This window comes from Paralcaligenes ureilyticus, from assembly GCF_004346225.1.
GTDB classification, from domain to species: domain Bacteria; phylum Pseudomonadota; class Gammaproteobacteria; order Burkholderiales; family Burkholderiaceae_B; genus Paralcaligenes; species Paralcaligenes ureilyticus.
The window spans coordinates 23,451-40,138 of record NZ_SMAJ01000003.1; the positions used below are offsets into that span (position 1 = coordinate 23,451).

The 16,688-nt window shown below is 58.9% G+C and carries 14 protein-coding genes and 1 tRNA gene; 10 read left to right on the forward strand and 5 right to left on the reverse strand.

Annotation, left to right across the window (positions count from 1 at the left end; all coding sequences use genetic code 11):
* The first annotated feature begins 276 nt into the window (after window positions 1-276).
* The gene (gene lpxC / locus EDC26_RS04710) at window positions 277-1,200 is read left to right on the forward strand and encodes a UDP-3-O-acyl-N-acetylglucosamine deacetylase (protein WP_132580703.1); all 924 of its coding nucleotides are present in this window, start codon (window positions 277-279) and stop codon (window positions 1,198-1,200) included.
* A gap of 27 nt (window positions 1,201-1,227) precedes the next feature.
* Here lpxC and EDC26_RS04715 read toward each other — a convergent pair whose 3' ends face one another.
* Window positions 1,228-1,596, reverse strand: a complete 369-nt coding sequence (locus EDC26_RS04715; protein WP_243700786.1) for a DciA family protein — start codon at window positions 1,594-1,596, stop codon at window positions 1,228-1,230.
* A 157-nt stretch (window positions 1,597-1,753) separates the two neighbouring features.
* Between EDC26_RS04715 and EDC26_RS04720 the strand changes: the two genes are divergently transcribed.
* Window positions 1,754-2,713: a M23 family metallopeptidase gene (locus tag EDC26_RS04720; RefSeq protein WP_132580709.1), complete on the forward strand. Its 960-nt coding sequence runs from the start codon at window positions 1,754-1,756 to the stop codon at window positions 2,711-2,713.
* A 104-nt stretch (window positions 2,714-2,817) separates the two neighbouring features.
* The gene (secA, locus tag EDC26_RS04725; RefSeq protein ID WP_132580139.1) at window positions 2,818-5,562 is read left to right on the forward strand and encodes a preprotein translocase subunit SecA; all 2,745 of its coding nucleotides are present in this window, start codon (window positions 2,818-2,820) and stop codon (window positions 5,560-5,562) included.
* On the opposite strand, the gene EDC26_RS04730 is transcribed toward secA, so the two are convergent.
* From EDC26_RS04730 to EDC26_RS04740, 3 genes are all read right to left on the reverse strand, one after another.
* Window positions 5,559-5,963 carry an acyl-CoA thioesterase gene (locus EDC26_RS04730; RefSeq protein WP_165930913.1) on the reverse strand — a complete coding sequence of 135 codons (405 nt, stop codon included), beginning with the start codon at window positions 5,961-5,963 and terminating at the stop codon, window positions 5,559-5,561. The genes secA and EDC26_RS04730 overlap by 4 nt on opposite strands.
* 46 nt (window positions 5,964-6,009) lie before the next feature.
* The gene (locus tag EDC26_RS04735; RefSeq protein WP_132580140.1) at window positions 6,010-7,209 is read right to left on the reverse strand and encodes a M20 aminoacylase family protein; all 1,200 of its coding nucleotides are present in this window, start codon (window positions 7,207-7,209) and stop codon (window positions 6,010-6,012) included.
* A gap of 114 nt (window positions 7,210-7,323) precedes the next feature.
* A complete protein-coding gene (locus EDC26_RS04740) occupies window positions 7,324-8,169 on the reverse strand; it encodes an inositol monophosphatase family protein (protein ID WP_132580141.1) in 846 nt (281 codons plus the stop codon).
* Between the two features lie 147 nt (window positions 8,170-8,316).
* Between EDC26_RS04740 and mnmC the strand changes: the two genes are divergently transcribed.
* The 5 genes from mnmC to EDC26_RS04765 all read left to right on the forward strand — a co-directional run bounded on the left by mnmC (window position 8,317) and on the right by EDC26_RS04765 (window position 14,507).
* On the forward strand, window positions 8,317-10,182 hold the full coding sequence (mnmC, locus tag EDC26_RS04745) for a bifunctional tRNA (5-methylaminomethyl-2-thiouridine)(34)-methyltransferase MnmC2/FAD-dependent 5-carboxymethylaminomethyl-2-thiouridine(34) oxidoreductase MnmC1 (RefSeq protein WP_132580142.1): 1,866 nt from the start codon (window positions 8,317-8,319) through the stop codon (window positions 10,180-10,182).
* A 140-nt stretch (window positions 10,183-10,322) separates the two neighbouring features.
* Window positions 10,323-12,536: a glycoside hydrolase family 31 protein gene (locus EDC26_RS04750; RefSeq protein WP_132580143.1), complete on the forward strand. Its 2,214-nt coding sequence runs from the start codon at window positions 10,323-10,325 to the stop codon at window positions 12,534-12,536.
* Between the two features lie 244 nt (window positions 12,537-12,780).
* Window positions 12,781-13,473, forward strand: a complete 693-nt coding sequence (locus EDC26_RS04755) for an RNA polymerase sigma factor (RefSeq protein ID WP_132580144.1) — start codon at window positions 12,781-12,783, stop codon at window positions 13,471-13,473.
* A 48-nt stretch (window positions 13,474-13,521) separates the two neighbouring features.
* A complete protein-coding gene (locus tag EDC26_RS04760; RefSeq protein WP_132580145.1) occupies window positions 13,522-14,103 on the forward strand; it encodes a ferritin-like domain-containing protein in 582 nt (193 codons plus the stop codon).
* On the forward strand, window positions 14,100-14,507 hold the full coding sequence (locus EDC26_RS04765) for a c-type cytochrome (protein ID WP_132580146.1): 408 nt from the start codon (window positions 14,100-14,102) through the stop codon (window positions 14,505-14,507). The genes EDC26_RS04760 and EDC26_RS04765 overlap by 4 nt, the downstream gene beginning before the upstream one ends.
* 161 nt (window positions 14,508-14,668) lie before the next feature.
* On the opposite strand, the gene EDC26_RS04770 is transcribed toward EDC26_RS04765, so the two are convergent.
* Window positions 14,669-15,463, reverse strand: a complete 795-nt coding sequence (locus EDC26_RS04770) for a metallophosphoesterase (RefSeq protein ID WP_243700788.1) — start codon at window positions 15,461-15,463, stop codon at window positions 14,669-14,671.
* Between the two features lie 58 nt (window positions 15,464-15,521).
* Here EDC26_RS04770 and EDC26_RS04775 point away from each other — a divergent pair.
* Together EDC26_RS04775 and glnH are read left to right on the forward strand one after the other, a co-directional pair.
* A tRNA-Lys gene (locus EDC26_RS04775) sits at window positions 15,522-15,597 on the forward strand.
* Between the two features lie 282 nt (window positions 15,598-15,879).
* A complete protein-coding gene (gene glnH / locus EDC26_RS04780; RefSeq protein WP_132580147.1) occupies window positions 15,880-16,641 on the forward strand; it encodes a glutamine ABC transporter substrate-binding protein GlnH in 762 nt (253 codons plus the stop codon).
* Window positions 16,642-16,688: the final 47 nt, after the last annotated feature.

Here is a 16,688-nt window from a genome sequence, read left to right on the forward strand (position 1 = left end):
TGGCCGTCGCTAATTGTAGTGGCAGCCCTTGTGGCTGCCAGAACCGTCGGAGCCCTCACATAGGTTAAGGCGAGCCGCAGGGCCCGCCTGGATCAAGCGGCGTATCTACCCTTTCCCCGGGGTGGGTGCGCCGCTGTCCCTTTTTTGCCGCCGCCTGAGGTCCTGTGCGGTAGTGACGTCTTACAACTATTTCAGGGACTGAAATCCATCCTTGTTACAATGGATTTAATTCGCAGTCATAGGACTGCCACGTAATATTAAAGTCAACTTTTGATTATGCTACGCCAGCGCACTATACAAAAATCAATCAGCACCAAGGGTGTGGGCCTGCACTCGGGGCTCCGGGTCGAAATTACGCTCCGTCCGGCCCAGCCTAATACGGGCATTGTGTTCCATCGCATCGACCTGCCTGAGGTGGTCGATTTTCCGGCCCAGGCCAGTCGTGTGGGCGACACACGCATGGCATCGGTGTTGCAGCAGGGCAATGTCCGGGTGTCCACCGTCGAGCACCTGATGTCGGCTCTGGCCGGGTTGGGCATCGACAATCTGCATGTCGACCTGACGGCGGAAGAAGTACCTATTATGGATGGCAGCGCCGGCACTTTTGTGTATTTGCTGCGTTCGGCCGGGCTGCAGGAGCAGGACGCCGTCAAGCAGTTCCTGCGGGTGTTGAAAACCGTGGAAGTCCGCGAAGGCGAGGGTAAAGACCAGAAGTGGGCCCGTCTGGAGCCCTACGACGGGTTCGCCTTGTCGTTTGCCATTGATTTCCGTCATCCGGCGATCGACTCAACGGCCAACTTCGCCGAAATTGATTTTGCTACGGACTCTTACGTCAAGACGATTGCCCGGGCCCGCACCTTCGGCTTTGTGAACGAAGTAGAGGCTTTGCGCGCCGCGGGCCTGGCGCGCGGCGGCAGCCTGGATAATGCCATCGTCATGGACGAATTCCGGGTCTTGAACTCTGATGGCTTGCGTTACGACGATGAGTTCGTCAAACATAAAATTCTCGATGCCATCGGCGATCTGTATTTGATCGGCAAGCCGCTGGTGGCCCGTTATGTTGCCTGCAAATCGGGTCATAGCCTCAACAATCAGCTGGCGCGCGCGTTGCTGGCCCAGGAAGATGCCTGGGAGCTGATTACCTATGAGTCCAGCGCCGCGGCGCCCAAGGCCTTTACCAACGAGTGGAAGCTGGCCTGACAAGCCTGGCGTTCAGCAGGCAAGGCGTCAGCTTCTATGATGGGCCAGCAGGCGTTTTACCGCGTCCGCCAGTGGTCCAGGCCTGAGGTTGTTTTGTAAGGTTTCGAATGCGCTCAGGGCGCGTTCATCCAGCGCTGTCACGTCTTTGACGGGTGCCGCGTTTGTCCGGGTTTGTAACAACCCGGCTTGAACCTTGACGCTAATTTCGTTAAGGTTCCATCCTTCCTGCGTCAGCATTTGAGCGATTCGGGGGGCTAACTGTCGAAGCCTGGCCGCATAGGCGGCACTGGGAACGGCCAGCGTTACCTGCTGGCGGTCCACACGGGCTACCCGGCAAACCTGCGCCAGCGCAGGAGGCAATATTTTTTGGGTCGCGTGCTCTATTGACAGCAGCATGCGAGCCGTCGTTAAAACATCAGCACCGTGTTGATCGCCACTGAGCCAGTTGATGGCAGAAAGGCTGTCCGGCGCAGGTCTATCTCGAGGTTGTGGTCGTGGTGGGCGGAACATGCGCAGTGTGTTTTTAGAGGGTTTCAGAGTGAAAGTTATCATTATGCATGGTCGTTCGGATGATTCCAACGTGACAACGCTTGGGGTATCGATTTTGGCGGCCCTGGTGTTTGTCGCGCTCACGGTCGCAGCAATGGCGGGTGCGCAATGGCAGGCACATTATGGCCCATCGACTTTTGTCCCCACGGCGCAAGCGGGTGTCATCAAGAACCAGGCCAGGCGCGATTCGGCCTATATCCGTGAAAACGTGACGCTGCTTGCGAGCAAAGTGGGCGATCTTCAGGCCGAACTCATTGCCCTGGGCGGGATCAGCAAACGAATCGCCAGGCTGGCCGGCGTGTCCTATACCGACCCCGAGATCAAGGCCAGCCTCGACCAGGCCGAACCCGTTATGGACGATATTAATGGCGGCCAGAGCGACTCCTTGTCGGCGCAAGGGGTGGGCCGGCAACTTGATCTCATGCAGCAACAGCTCGCCGGGCAGAAAGACGGGCTGGCCATGCTGGACCTGGTGCTGACAAAGCGATCCGGCGCCCAGGCCCGCCTGCCCACGCTGATGCCCGTCAACTATCCGTATCTGAGCTCGTCGTTTGGCTGGCGCCGCAATCCGGTGACCGGCCGCCAGTCCATGCATGAAGGCCTGGACTTTGCCGCCCCCAAAGGCGCCCCGATTTATGCGGCTTCGGGCGGAGTGGTGGCTGAGGCGGGGACTTTTCCGGGTTATGGAAAGATGGTCGAAATCAATCATGGCAACGGTTTGGTGACGCGGTACGCCCACGCTTCGGCCTTGACCGTGCACGCTGGCGATCTGGTTGAGAAGGGGGATCTTATCGCCCGGGTCGGATCGACTGGCCGTTCTACCGGCGCGCATTTGCATTTTGAAGTGCGCATGGTGGGCCACCCGCTCGATCCCAAGCTCTTTTTGGCCCGGCCGGATGCGCCCAACCATCTGGTGGCCGATGCCTCGGGCCCCGTGCAAGCCATTCTGCCTGAGGTGCGTTAAACTGTCTTGTTTTTCCCTGCGGATTGTTCCGCCAACCTGATAAAAATATGCATAAGGGCTTTGCGCGCGTTTAGCGTGCTTGGGTCGGCATTGACGGTAAAAGAATGGTTTCTCTGCTAAAAAAGCTCATTGGTAGTCGCAACGATCGGTTGCTTAAGCAGTATCGCGCCCAGGTGACGCGAATCAACGCACTGGAGCCCAAGGTGGCGGCTCTGTCCGATGAGCAACTGGCCGCCAAAACGGATGAATTCCGTGGCCGCGTCCAGTCGGGAGCCTCGCTCGATAGCCTGCTGCCCGAGGCCTTCGCTGTCGTGCGCGAGGCCAGCAAACGGGTCTTTGGCATGCGGCACTTCGATGTGCAGATGCTGGGTGCCATAGCGCTGCACAACGGCAAGATTTCCGAGATGCGCACCGGCGAGGGTAAAACGCTGATGGCCACCCTGGCGGTGTACCTCAATGCCTTGTCCGGGGCGGGCGTGCATGTCGTGACGGTCAACGACTACCTGGCCCGTCGCGATGCTCAGTGGATGGGGCGTCTGTACAACTTTTTGGGTATGACCGTTGGCGTGGTCGTGCCGCAGCAGGAAAACGAAGAGAAAAGAGCGGCCTATATGGCCGACATCACGTACGGCACGAATAACGAATACGGCTTCGATTATCTGCGCGACAACATGGAGTTTCGCGCTGAAGATCGCCGCCAGCGTCCGCTTTCCTATGCGATCGTCGATGAGGTCGACTCGATTCTGATCGACGAGGCGCGTACGCCGCTGATTATTTCGGGGCAGGCTGAAGACAATACCGAGCTTTATGTTCGCATGAATGTGGTGCCGCCCATGCTCACACGCATGGCCGCCGAGCCCAAGGCGCAAGAGCCCGAACCCGAAGGCGATTTCTGGGTGGACGAAAAGGGCCAGCAGGTTTATTTGTCGGAAGCCGGGCATGAGAAATCCGAAGGGATTCTGTCGCGTATAGGCCTGTTGCCCGAAGGCGAATCTTTATACGACGCGCGCAATATCACCTTGATGCACCACCTGATGGTGGCGTTGCGGGCGCATAACTTGTTCTTTTTGGACCAGCAATACGTGGTTCAGGAAGATGAGGTTGTCATTGTCGACGAGTTTACCGGACGCCTGATGGTAGGACGCCGTTGGTCCGATGGCCTGCATCAGGCCGTGGAAGCCAAGGAAGGCGTCAAGATCCAGAACGAAAATCAAACGCTCGCTTCAATTACCTTCCAGAACTACTTTCGCATGTACGACAAGTTGTCGGGCATGACAGGAACGGCCGATACCGAGGCCTACGAGTTCCAGGAAATCTATAGCCTGGAAACGGTCATCATTCCCACCAACCGCCCCATGGTGCGCGAAGATCAGAACGATCAGGTCTTCAAGACAGACAAGGAAAAGTATCAGGCTATTCTTGCTGACATCAAAGACTGCCACGAGCGCAACCAGCCGGTGCTGGTGGGTACGACCAGCATCGAAAACTCCGAACTCCTGTCGGGCCTGCTCAAGCAAGACAAAATGCCTCATGAAGTCTTGAACGCGAAGCAGCATGCGCGCGAGGCCGAGATCGTGGCCGAGGCAGGCAAGCCCGGGCACATCACCATCGCCACCAATATGGCCGGCCGCGGCACCGATATTGTTCTGGGCGGAAGCATTGAAAAGCAGATTGACCTGGTGCGTGCGGACCCCAATTTGAGCGAGAGTGACAAAGAAGCACGTGTCGAGACCATCAAGTCCGAATGGGCGCCCGCGAGCGAGCGGGTCAAGAAGGCGGGAGGGTTGCGCATCATCGGTACCGAGCGGCACGAGTCGCGGCGCATCGATAACCAGTTGCGCGGCCGTGCCGGGCGCCAGGGCGATCCGGGTTCTTCGCGTTTTTATCTGTCGCTCGATGATTCGCTCATGCGGATTTTTGCGGGCGATCGGGTGCGATCCATTATGGAGCGCCTGCGCCTGCCCGAGGGCGAGCCCATCGAGGCGCGCATGGTGTCGCGTTCGATCGAGTCGGCGCAGCGCAAGGTCGAGGCGCGCAACTTTGACATACGCAAGCAATTGCTCGAGTACGACGACGTCGCCAATGACCAGCGCAAGGTTTTGTACGCGCAGCGCAACGAGGTTCTGGAATCGGCCGATGTGTCCGAAACCATTCTTAACCTGCTCGATGCCGAAATCACCAAGCAGTTCCAGATATACATCCCCGAAGAAAGCATGGAAGAGCAGTGGGACGTGCCGGCGCTGCAGGTCGTCCTGGAAGCCGAGTGGCAAATTGAGATGCCTCTGGTGGAGATGCTCGAAAAAGAGACCACTCTAAGCAACGAAGATTTGCTCGAGCGGGTGCTGGCGGAGGCGCGGCGCCTGTATGGGGCCAAGGTCGAGCTTGTGGGCCGCGAGAACTGGGCGCCATTCGAGCGATCCATGCTGCTGCAGGCGATCGATACGCATTGGCGCGGGCATTTGTCCTCGCTCGATCATCTGCGCCAGGGGATACACTTGCGCGGTTATGCACAGAAAGATCCCAAGCAGGAATACAAGCGCGAGGCGTTCGAGCTGTTTTCCGCCATGCTGGACCGCATCCGCAATGAAACCATCAAAGTGCTGATGACGGTCAAGATCCAGTCGGCCGAACAGGTTGAAGCAGAAGCGGCGCCGGCCCATCTTGAAAACGTGACTTACCATCATTCCGATTACGACGCGGCCTTAAGCGGTGAAGACCCCGGCATCGACAATGCGGTGTCGCAGTTCAATGCGACGGTTGCCAATGTCGTGCCAAAGGTTGGCCGCAACGACCCATGCCCGTGCGGTAGCGGAAAAAAATACAAGCACTGCCACGGCAAGTTGGCTTAAGCGGGTGGCAGGGGGCGGCGCCTGCGCTGCTCGTCGGTCGCCACGTAGGTCAGGGTGGCTTCGGTTACTTTGACAATTTCGAACTCCAGCCGCTGGCGCTCGGCGTACACCTCGACGGCGACCGTCACCGAGGTGGTGCCGACTTTGATGATGTCTGCGTAAATGCTTAGCAGGTCGCCGACAAAAACCGGCTGTTTGAACGTAAATGCGTTGACCGCAATGGTTGCCACCCGGCCGGCTGCCCGTCGCGCGGCGGGAATCGAGCCGGCAATATCCACCTGCGACATGATCCAGCCGCCGAATACATCGCCGTGCACATTGGCGTCGGCAGGCATGGGAACGACGCGCAATATGGCGTGCCGCGGATGAGCCGGCAAAGTGGTGGGCGGTGTGGTGCTCAAGGTAGCTCCTGTCGTGGATTGGGCCCTGCGGCCCTGGGAAATTGCGTTACGCTGCGCTGGCCAGCCAGCGTTGCGCCAGCTGTACCCAATAGCTGGCGCCCAGCGGAATAAGATCGTCGTTGAAATCGTAGCTGCCGTTGTGCAGCGTGCATGGCCCCAGGCCGTGGCCCGGGTTGCGGTGGTCGCCCTCGCCGTTGCCGATCCAGACGTAGCAGCCGGGCTTTTCTTGCAACATGAAAGCGAAATCTTCGGAGCCCATTGAGGGCCGTACGGACTGATTTACGCCGTGCTCGCCGACTATGGTTTTGAGCACCTCGGCGCAGAATGCGGTTTCTTTCGGGTGGTTGACGGTAGCCGGGTACTTGCGATGGAAAGCGAATTCTGCCTTGCAGTTCATGGCCTGGCTGCCCAGGTGCGTGATTTCGGTCATGCGCTTTTCGATGAGATCGAGCGCCTTGTCGGAAAAAGTGCGTACGGTGCCGCGCATCGTGGCGAAATTGGGGATGACGTTGTCGGCCGACCCGGAGTGGATTTGTGTAATGCTCAGTACGGCTGGGTCGAGCGGGTCGAGGTCGCGCGAGATGATGGTTTGAAGCGATAGCGCCAGCTGTACGGCGGCCATGACCGGGTCGATGCCCAGGTGCGGCATGGCCGCGTGCGCACCCTTGCCTTCCAGCGTGATTTCGAATGTGTTGCTCGACCCCATCATGGGCCCTGGAATGACTCCGAAGGTGCCTACCGCCATGCCGGGCCAGTTGTGCATGCCGAATACCGCATCCATCGGGCATTTTGTGAAAAGGCCGTCGTCGATCATTTTTTTGGCGCCGCTGAAGCCCTCTTCGGCAGGCTGGAAAATAACATGAACAGTGCCGTCGAAATTACGGTGGCCGGCCAGGTAGCGGGCCGCCGCCAGCAGCATGGCGGTATGTCCGTCGTGCCCGCACGCATGCATTTTCCCTTTGTTTTTGCTTGCGTGGTCGAACGTATTGAGTTCTTGCATGGGCAGGGCGTCCATGTCGGCACGCAAGCCGATCGCGCGGCCGTTTTGCGTTTTGCCGTGTATGGTGCCCACAACGCCTGTGATACCCATGCCGCGATGAATCGGGATACCCCAGGATTCGAGCTTTTGAGCGACGACGTCCGCAGTGCGGACTTCTTCGTAGGCGAGTTCAGGATGAGCGTGAATATCGCGGCGGATGGCCGAGATCTCTGATTGCCACGCAACAATGGGTTCGACTAAGTTCATGATATGGGTGTGTCCTGTGGTATTGCAGGTACAAACTGTACCCCGTTGGCCGTGTATCATCAAATTATTGATACCCGGCGGCGGCGATATGCCGCGCCCGCGCAATGCGGCCGCTTAGCGCGGCTTGAGGTGGGGCTGAATCATGGCGTCGATCGCCGGCGCTACGTGGGGGTTGCCTGCATAAATGTAGCCTTTGATGGGCCACGGGTCGATATGGTGTATGTCTTCGGCTATGCCGCCCGCCTCGCGCACCAGCACCGTTCCGGCGGCGACATCCCAGGAAGCCAGGCCCATTTCCCAGTAGCCGTCGTAGCGTCCGCAGGCCGTCCAGGCCAGGTCGAGCGCGGCGGCGCCCAGCCGGCGGACGCCGCGCGTATGATTGATCGCGTAATCCAGGGTTGGCATGTATTGGTCCGAGAATGAGAAATCGCGGAACGGGAAGCCCGTGCCGACGACAGATTCGCTCAGTTCGCGGGTGGGCGAGCAGGCAATGCGGTGTCCGTTTAGCCATGAGCCCGCGCCGTGCACCGCGGTGAAAATTTCTTCCCGGCTGGGGTCGTAAACCACGCCGACGACGGGTGTATCGAGCGCCAGCGGTTGGTCTTCCAGGACGGTTCCGGCGTGTGCAATCAGGGCAATGGATACCGCATATTGCGGAATCCCGTGCAGGAAATTGGTAGTGCCGTCCAGGGGATCTATATACCAGGTGGCCAGGCCGGCCGTATTGCCGCCGGATTCTTCCGCCACAATGCCGAATTCGGGCGTTTGCACCTGTAACAAGTCGATAATAACGCGTTCCGCTTCCCGGTCTGCCTGTGAAACCAGATCGTTTCGGGCTTTCTTGTCGATAATCAGCGAGGAGCGGTCATGGGAGTAGGATTGGAGAATTGCGGCAGCAGCGTGCGCGGCAGTGACGGCAGCGTTAAGCGACTGGCTGAGGTTGATGCGCGTTTGAGACATGCTATCCGGGAAAGTGCGTACGTGAATAAGTGTTAGTTTACGCAACATTCCGGGTGGCGTGTTGTTGTTGTATGTGCCGTGGCCGTGCTGTATGAGCCGGACGTGAATGTGGTTTATGAATGTGGTTTATGTGTGTAAGTGTGGTGTATGGCAATTTCCTTTGAGCCCCTGATTGCGGCAGGCGTGGCCTTTGATGAGGCCGGTACGCCGATAAGTGCGCGCTACGGCGATGTTTATCATGCGCGAATGGGCGCCCTGGCGCAGGCCGAGCACGTATTTCTAAGGGGCAACCAATTGCCGGCTCGCTGGCAGGGCCGAACTTCCTTTACCGTATGCGAAACGGGTTTTGGCCTCGGGCATAATTTTCTTGCCCTGTGGCAGGCGTGGCGCTCGGACCCGCAGCGTTCAAAGCATTTGCATGTCGTGTCTTTCGAGGCGCATCCTTTTTCGAAAGAGGATATGGCGCTGGTGCTGTTGCCGCGGCTTCCCGCCCTTTTCCGGCCGCTGGCCACGCAATTGCTGGCGGCGTGGCCTGTTTTGCTGCCCGGCCTGCATAGGCTTGAGTTTGAAAACGCCGACCTGACCCTGACTTTGGCTTTCGGCCGGGTAGAAAAGCTTGCGCGGCAGATTGACGCTCATGTGGATGCCTACTTTCTGGATGGGTTTGCGCCGCAAAAGAATCCTGAAATGTGGTCGCCCAGGTTGTTTGGGCAACTGGTTCGCATGGCGCGTACAGGGGCAACTGCCGCGAGCTGGTGTTGTGCCGGCAGTGTGCGGCGAGCCCTGGCGGAAGCCGGCTTCCTGGTGTCGAAGGCGCCGGGATTCGGCGATAAGCGCGAGATGACGGTGGCGACGTTGCGTGCGTGCGTGCGCCGTGACGCCGTTCCGGCTCGGCCGCAGGGGGCGGTGGCGGTTGTAGGGGGAGGCTTGGCGGGAGCCGGGATTGCGCACAGCCTGGCCCTTAAAGGCTATGCCGTAACCGTGTTCGATGCCGCATTCGAGCGGGGCCTGGAGGCAAGCCACAAAGGCCATAAAGCGGCGGCGCTGACGCCTTTGATCTCGCGCGATGACGATATCCGGGCCAGGCTGTCGCGGGCAGGCGTTTTTCGCGCTTTGCAGCGATGGCAGGAGTTGCCTGAAGCGGCGCGCCCGGTGCGTTGTGGGACGCTTGAGGCGGCGGCCGACGCCCAGGGGGCGCGCGAGCGCCAGATCACCCTGGCCAGGCTGTCTTTTCCTGAAAGCTGGGTGGCGTGGGTGGACGCAGCCGATGTGTCCAGGCGGCTGGGGCTTGCGAGATCGGAGGGTGGAGTCTTTTTCGCCGACGGCCTATGGGTACGTCCCGAACCCTTGCTTCGCTCCCTGCTCGAGACGCCGGGCGTCACCTGCCGGGCCGTCCACGTGAATAGCCTGGAGTTTGCAGAGTCGAGCTGGTGCTTGCGGGATATCGGCGGCCGTGAATTGGCGCGCGCCTCTACCGTTGTCGTGGCCAATGCGCTTGCCGCGAAAGAGTTGCTGGCGACAACGCCTTATGCCGATCATTTGCCGGGCTTGGCCGGTATGCAGGCGTTGGCGGGGCAGGTCAGTTATTTTGCCCTTCCGCCGTCTCTGCGTCGCGATCTGATCCAGGCCGCACAGGGGTATTGCCTGCCGGAGGTGGATGGGGTCAGTGTGGCTGGCGGTACCTACGTCGCCGATGCCGTTCGCAGCGAGGTCACCCGTCAGGGCCATGAGGCCGTGATCGATAAGTTGAGTGTCCTGTTATGCGTCCCGGTGGCAGACGTGAGATACTGGCTGCACGAATCGCAGGGTTGGGCCGGTTGGAGGGCGGTGGCGACGGGGCGTTTGCCCCTGATCGGGCCGGTTGCACAGGTTCCCGGGCTATGGCTGGCTTGCGCTTACGGGTCACGGGGCCTGACCTGGTCGGCCCTGGCGGGGGATGTCATTGCCGCGCGGTTGAGTGGCGAACCAAGCCCTCTGGAACGTGATTTATTGCGGGCAATTGCCCCACGTTAATGATTGTTTGATGGCTACGGCGAGTGAGGTTTGACTGTGTTTGAAACAGGCTTAAATGTGCACGATTTTATTTTATAGCGTAATTCCGTCAAAATATCACCTTTTGAATGCTTTTTGGGCGAGAGCCCGAGGATTGCGCTGTGCCGCCCAAGTCTGACCCTGCTCACGTGACGCAACTTACCAGCCTGAAATTCCGAACGGTGAAATCCACACGTGCGGATTTTTCGATCGACGACCTGCTGCTTCAGGTTGAAGCCCATGCGCCGGGCGTCTATCGCCTGCGCTGCGCCGAGTCCAAGGTGCTGCTTGACGACAAACCAGGCGCCCGTAGCCGGGCGCATGCCGAAATGTTGCTGGCTCGGCAAGAGCCTGCGGGCGAGCTGGTCGTAAGCTCCGTAGCGCCGCCCGATCCGCAGGGGTGGCGGCTGACGCAAGGCGACATTGTCCTTGAAATCGATACGGATCCCTTTCAGTTCGCGCTGTATCGCGGCGAACACTGCGTGTTGCGCAGCGAGTTCTGCGCGGCTTTGGGGCGCAGGGTCGCCGGCGATGTCTGTACGTGGCGGCTGGGCCTGGAGCTCGATTGCGACGAGGCCTTGTACGGATTGGGAGAAACATCCAACGACCTGGACCGGCGCGGCGAGCACCTGGTTTCCGATCAGCCGCAAGCTCGTGCGCTGCCTTTGGTGTGGAGCCCGGCAGGCTGGGGCTTGTACGTCAATACGCTTGGGCGTGTCGAGCATGATCTGGCGGCCACGGATCCGGACACGTATGCCGTATCTTTGCAAGACCGGATTTTCGACGTGTTTCTCTTCGTGGGCGAGCCCGTGGAAATCCTGAATCAGTACTCGGCGCTTACCGGGCGTGCAGGGCAGCCGGGCTTGTGGCCGATGGGAGTATGGCTGGACCAGGCCCCCGGCCTGTCCATAGATTCGGTGCTTGAAACAGTGGAACAGTTCAGGGCCGATGGCCTAGGGCTGGACGTGGTGCGCCTGGCCGCTCCCGCAGTCTGCGGGTTTCAGGCTGACAAGGCTGTGTTCGAATGGGATACCCGGCGAGTCCCGGCTGCGCGCACCATGCTGACGCGCTTTCAGGCGCTCAATATGCAGGTGGCGGCTCCAACATTTCCGGGTGTGCTGGCCGACACTGCGCTCTTTAATGAATGGGAAGATCGCGGCTGGCTTCTGACCAACGATGCCGACGGCAGCGCGCACCGGTTCGCGGGCAACGCCATGACGGCGGGGCGGCGTTTCGGTTTGCTTGATCTGACCCACAAAGACGTATATAAAGCGTGGTCTGAGCGTCAGCGTCAACTTGTCGATGAGGGCCTGGGCGCCCCCGATTGCGATGCCCAGCTCGATATTCCGGATGGTATCACCGCACGTGGGGGAGAATCGGGCGCCACATTGCGCACGCTCTATCCGCTACTTGCCAGGCGTGCCCTGTTTGACGCCGTGGCCGGCCACAAAACGCCTCAGGAAGGCGTTGTCTGCAGTACCGATCTTTTCCCGGCCTTGCAGCGGTTTCCGTGGCAGATGGGCCCTCGGGTGCCCAACACCTGGGCGGGGCTTGAGCACACCTTGCGCTGCGCCTTGTCGCTGGGTGCCAGTGGCGTTCCCGTTCAGATGCATGGCCTGGGGTCGGCCGGGCATCCTGTCGCGTCCATGACTCCAGAGCTTTACATACGCTGGCTTGCCACCAACGTGTTTTCGGCCAATTTCAGCTTTCAGGGTGTGCCGGCCTTGCTCCCGCAGGCGTTTGATGCACGAACCCGCGAGCTGGTGCAGCATTGGTTGCAATGGCGCTATCGCCTGATTCCCTATGTGCTGGGCATTATTGAAGATTCGGTGCGCACGGGCTTGCCGGTGCAGCGATCCATGGCGCTGGCATTTCCGGCCGATACGCTGGCCCATGCCTGGGATACGCAATACCTGTTTGGGCCCGCTCTGCTGGTGGCGCCGGCCCTGCACGAGGGCCGCGACATCAAGGTTTATTTACCCAAGGGCGATGCGTGGTGGGACCTGAACACCGGCTGGCGTTATGAAGGCGGCACCACCTGGACGGTCGAGGCCGGTCTGGATACTTTGCCGATTTTTGGGCGCGAAGGCCATATGCTGTGCCTGGGGCCTACGGCTCAGAGTACGGGCGAGTTCAACTCGGCCCGAATTCTGGACGAAGTCTGGATGTTCGGCATGCCCGAACACAGCCCTGTGGTCATGCGCAACAAGATACGCGTCATGCAAATGCAGGGGTCGAGCTATATCAAAGGCCTGGAGGGCTTGCGCATTCTTCCGTCCGAAGGGCTGGAAGTCAAGCGCCGGGGCGCCGAAGTACGAATTTCGCGCGCGCGATAAGGCTGGGGCGGAGGTGGCACCCACAAGGGGTGCCGCTACATTATTCACTGGCAGGTTTTTGTAGCGGCAGCCCTCGTGGCTGCCATTTTCGCCATTATGCTGTCGTAGCGGCACCCCTTGTGGGTGCCATTTTTGTCTATTCTCGACCTATTACGTTCCTCACAACACATATTCCCCCTATCGGGAACGTACGCCATTTAAAGCGTCTCTAATGGGGTAATTACGCCTTTTACAAGGATTAACCATGCCGCTGTCCATCGTAAAGACTTCCGGGCAAGACTCGCCCGATGCCGAGATCGCGCGGCAGATTGCGCAGGGTGACAGGCAAGCCCTGACCGCACTGATGCGTCGCCATAATCAGCGGCTGTTCCGCGTTGCGCGCAGCGTATTGCGTAACGACGCCGACGCCGAGGAAGCGGTTCAGGAAGCGTTCTTTTCGGCTTATCGCGCCATGGGGCGATTTCGCGGAGACTCCGCCTTGTCGACCTGGCTGGTTCGTATCGTGGTCAACGAATCGAACAAACGCCTGCACAAGAATAACCGGCTGCATGCCGTATTGGAGTTCGAAGATGATCTGGAACTCAGAGGCGATTTGCAACAAACGCAAACTAATGAATTTATTCCCAGCCAACCGGAGCAAGCCATGGCGCGCGTCGAAACCAGGCGTCTGATTGAAGCCAAAATTGATTTGCTGCCCGACGTCTTTCGCACGGTTTTTGTGTTGCGGGCAGTCGAGGAAATGACGGTTGAAGAAGCCGCGCAATGCCTGGATATTCTGCCGGCAACCGTGCGGACGCGTTATTTCAGGGCCAGGGCGCTATTGCGCAAGGCGTTGGCGAAAGATATTGGGCACGGCATCGAAGATGCGTTTGCCTTTGCCGGCGAGCGTTGCGATCGCATTGTGGCCGGGGTGCTGGCTCGTATAGATGCCTTGTGAATTGATGCCGTCTGACTTTCTCAGGCGGCCATAAGAGGGAGTATTACCATGTCATTTCTTGACTATCTTGACACCCCCGCGCAGCCAGGCTCGCGTCGGGCTTTTTTGGGCCGATCGGGCCTTGTGTTGTCGGGCACCGCTATTGCGATGCTTGCCGGGCGCGAGGCGTTGGCCAAGGGTAAAAGCAAAGGTGACGCCTCGTCGGACGTGCGCATTCTGAATGCGGCGTTGGGAGCCGAGTACGAAGCCATTGCCGCTTATCAATTGGGCGCTGAAAGCGGCCTGCTGCAAAAGCCCACTCTGGATCTTGCGGTGACCTTTCAAGGGCAGCATAAAGAGCATGCCGATCTGCTCTCCAAAACCGTTGCCAAGCTTGGCGGCAAACCTGTCCTCGCCAAGGCCAAATATACCTTCCCGACGGACAAGCTGAAAAGCCAGGCCGATGTGTTGCGTTTCGCCGCGATGCTGGAAAAGGGCGCGGTAAGTGCTTACCTTGGCGCGGTGCCGATATTGGGTAATCGCGATTTGGCCAAGGCGGCCGCCAGCATTCTGGGCGATGAAGCCATGCACTGGGCCATACTGCGCAACGCCTTGGGCGAGCCGCCGGTTCCGTCGGCCTTCATGGTATGAGCGGGGCGTGGCGGGTCAATCTGCTTGCCTGTGCTTTAGGGCTAGGACTATGGTCGCAGGCCTGGTCGGCTGCGCTGGTGGGCGATACAACGCGGGGAGAAGCCGTCTATTCGCGTTGTCTGGCCTGCCATGCCTTGGCGTATGACCGCGTCGGCCCTCGTCATTGCGGCCTCTTTGGGCGCAAGGCGGGCAGCGTCAAAGGATTTGATTATTCCAGTGCGATGAAAAATTCAAAAATCGTCTGGAACGAGCAAACCTTGAACCTGTTCCTTAAAAACCCGATGGCCGACGTGCCCGGCACATTCATGGGCTACGCTGGCATACCCGATCCGCAAGAGCGGGCCGATCTGATCGCCTATTTGAAGCAGGCGGATGCTTCGCCGGTTTGTGCGGGTGTTAAATAGCTTTGGTGGCAGTCGGAACGGCTGCCACTGTATGAAAAAGAGTGGCTGCCGTTGTAGAAATGGCACCCACAAGGGGTGCCGCTACAAAACGTACCCGTAGCGAATGTAGCGGCAGCCCTTGTGGCTGCCATCTTCTTATAGCCGCAATCTTTGCGCGAGCGTTAAATAACCGCTGGCTCGACGGTTACAAGCAGCCGCGGATTGAAGAGGGCGTTTTCGTTGACGCCGTCTTTGACATAGCCGCGCGGATTGCAAATGACCCGCGTGCCATTGACGACGTAGTCGAAACTGTCATGCGTATGCCCGTGTATCCACAAAACGGCGCGATCGGATCCCATCAGGGGTTCCAGCCGTGACACAAAGCAGTTGTTCAGGCGCGAGCCCTCGAATCGCGGATGGATGCTGCCGGCCGACGGTGCATGGTGGGTAATGACCACGGTCGGGCCCTCGTAGGGTTCGTCGAGTTTGGCGGCCAACCAGTCGCGGTAACCATTAAACAGCGTTTCTGATTCGAGCGGGCTGAAATACTGATCAGCGTGCGCATCGGAGCGTATCCGGCTGAAGTCTCTCAGCATGGCTACCGCTTCGCGGCATGCCTGATCGCGTTGCGGGCCGTCGCCGTAGAGCCTGAAGTCGGTCCATAGGGTGGCGCCCAGAAAGCGCACTCCACCCATGACTACCTCATCCTTGTCCATGAAATGAACGTGGGTGCCCGCACAGCGCTGCCTGAGATCCTGCAGCGTGTCGCGGATACCGCTTCCGTAAAACTCATGGTTGCCCGCGATGTAGAGGACAGGTTTGGTAAAGCCCAGGGCCCAATCCACGGCTTCTTTCGGGCGGGCGATATCCCCGGCCAGGACGATCACATCGGCCGAGGTGTCGGGCAAGGGCAAGCCACCTCGGCTCAGGTGCAGATCGGAAAGAATATTCAGCCGCAGTGGGGTAGGTTTACTCATTTAATATTCAACCAATTTGACAGTAAAACGAATACTCATCATAATCTCGGTCTTTGTTGGGTCGGTAGCTCAGCTGGTAGAGCACCGGACTTTTAATCCGTTGGTCCCGGGTTCGAATCCCGGCCGACCCACCATTTTATGGTAAATGCGGCTTGCTGGCTTGCCCAGAAGGCGGATTTGCAATCCCGGTATTCCCCGCAAAATCACAAAACCCGCAGCGCGCCACGCTTCTTGCGGGTTTTTTGTTGGGTTCGGTAAAACTTTGTTTTTCCTGACAATTAGCGTTATGCTGACCCGCTCGGGAAAACGGGGCAGTATCGGCCCCTTTTTCGCCAAGTAGACGCAGGCACCACAAGTGGCCTGAAAACTGGCACATTCTTATGCGATCATGTTGCCCTCAACCAAGGAGTATTTGCATGTTTACACACAAAATTAAAGTAGCGCTGGCGGGTCTTGCGCTGGTCATGGCTTTGCCTGCCGGCAACGCGATCGCCCAGAATAAAGAGCTCGTGGTGGCGACCGATACGGCGTTTGTTCCATTCGAATTCAAGCAGGGTGAAACGTATACGGGTTTCGATATTGAGCTGTGGGCGGCCATTGCCAAACAGGCGGGCCTTAAATATCGCCTGCAGCCCATGGACTTCAACGGCATTATCCCCGGCCTGCAAACGCGCAACATCGATGCGGCTCTGGCGGGCATTACGATACGCGATGATCGTAAAAAGGTCATTGATTTTTCCGATCCATACTATGAAAGTGGCTTGGCGATCCTGGTTGGCAGCAATAACAACACGATCAAGACCGCCAAGGATTTGGCCGGCAAGACAGTGGCTGTCAAAATCGGCACCGCGACGGTGGATTACCTGAAGAAAAATGTGCCCGAGGCCAAGCTGAAGCTGTTTCCGAACATTGACAATGCGTTCCTGGAACTGGCCACCGGCCGGGTCGATGCGGTGGTGCATGACACGCCCAACGTTCAGTATTACGCCAAAACCGGCGGCCAGGGCAAAGTCAAGGTGGTGGGTGCGCTCAAGAGCGGCGATTATTACGGCATAGGCTTTCCCAAAGACAGCAAGCTGGTGCCGGTGGTCAATAAGGCCCTCAAAGAAATCAAGGCCAATGGCCAGTACGATGCACTGTACGAAAAATGGTTTGGCAAAGCGCCATCCAAATCGTAAGACCGTGTTTTAGTCTGTGACGGCGATCAAGGCTTTGTGTTGGTCGC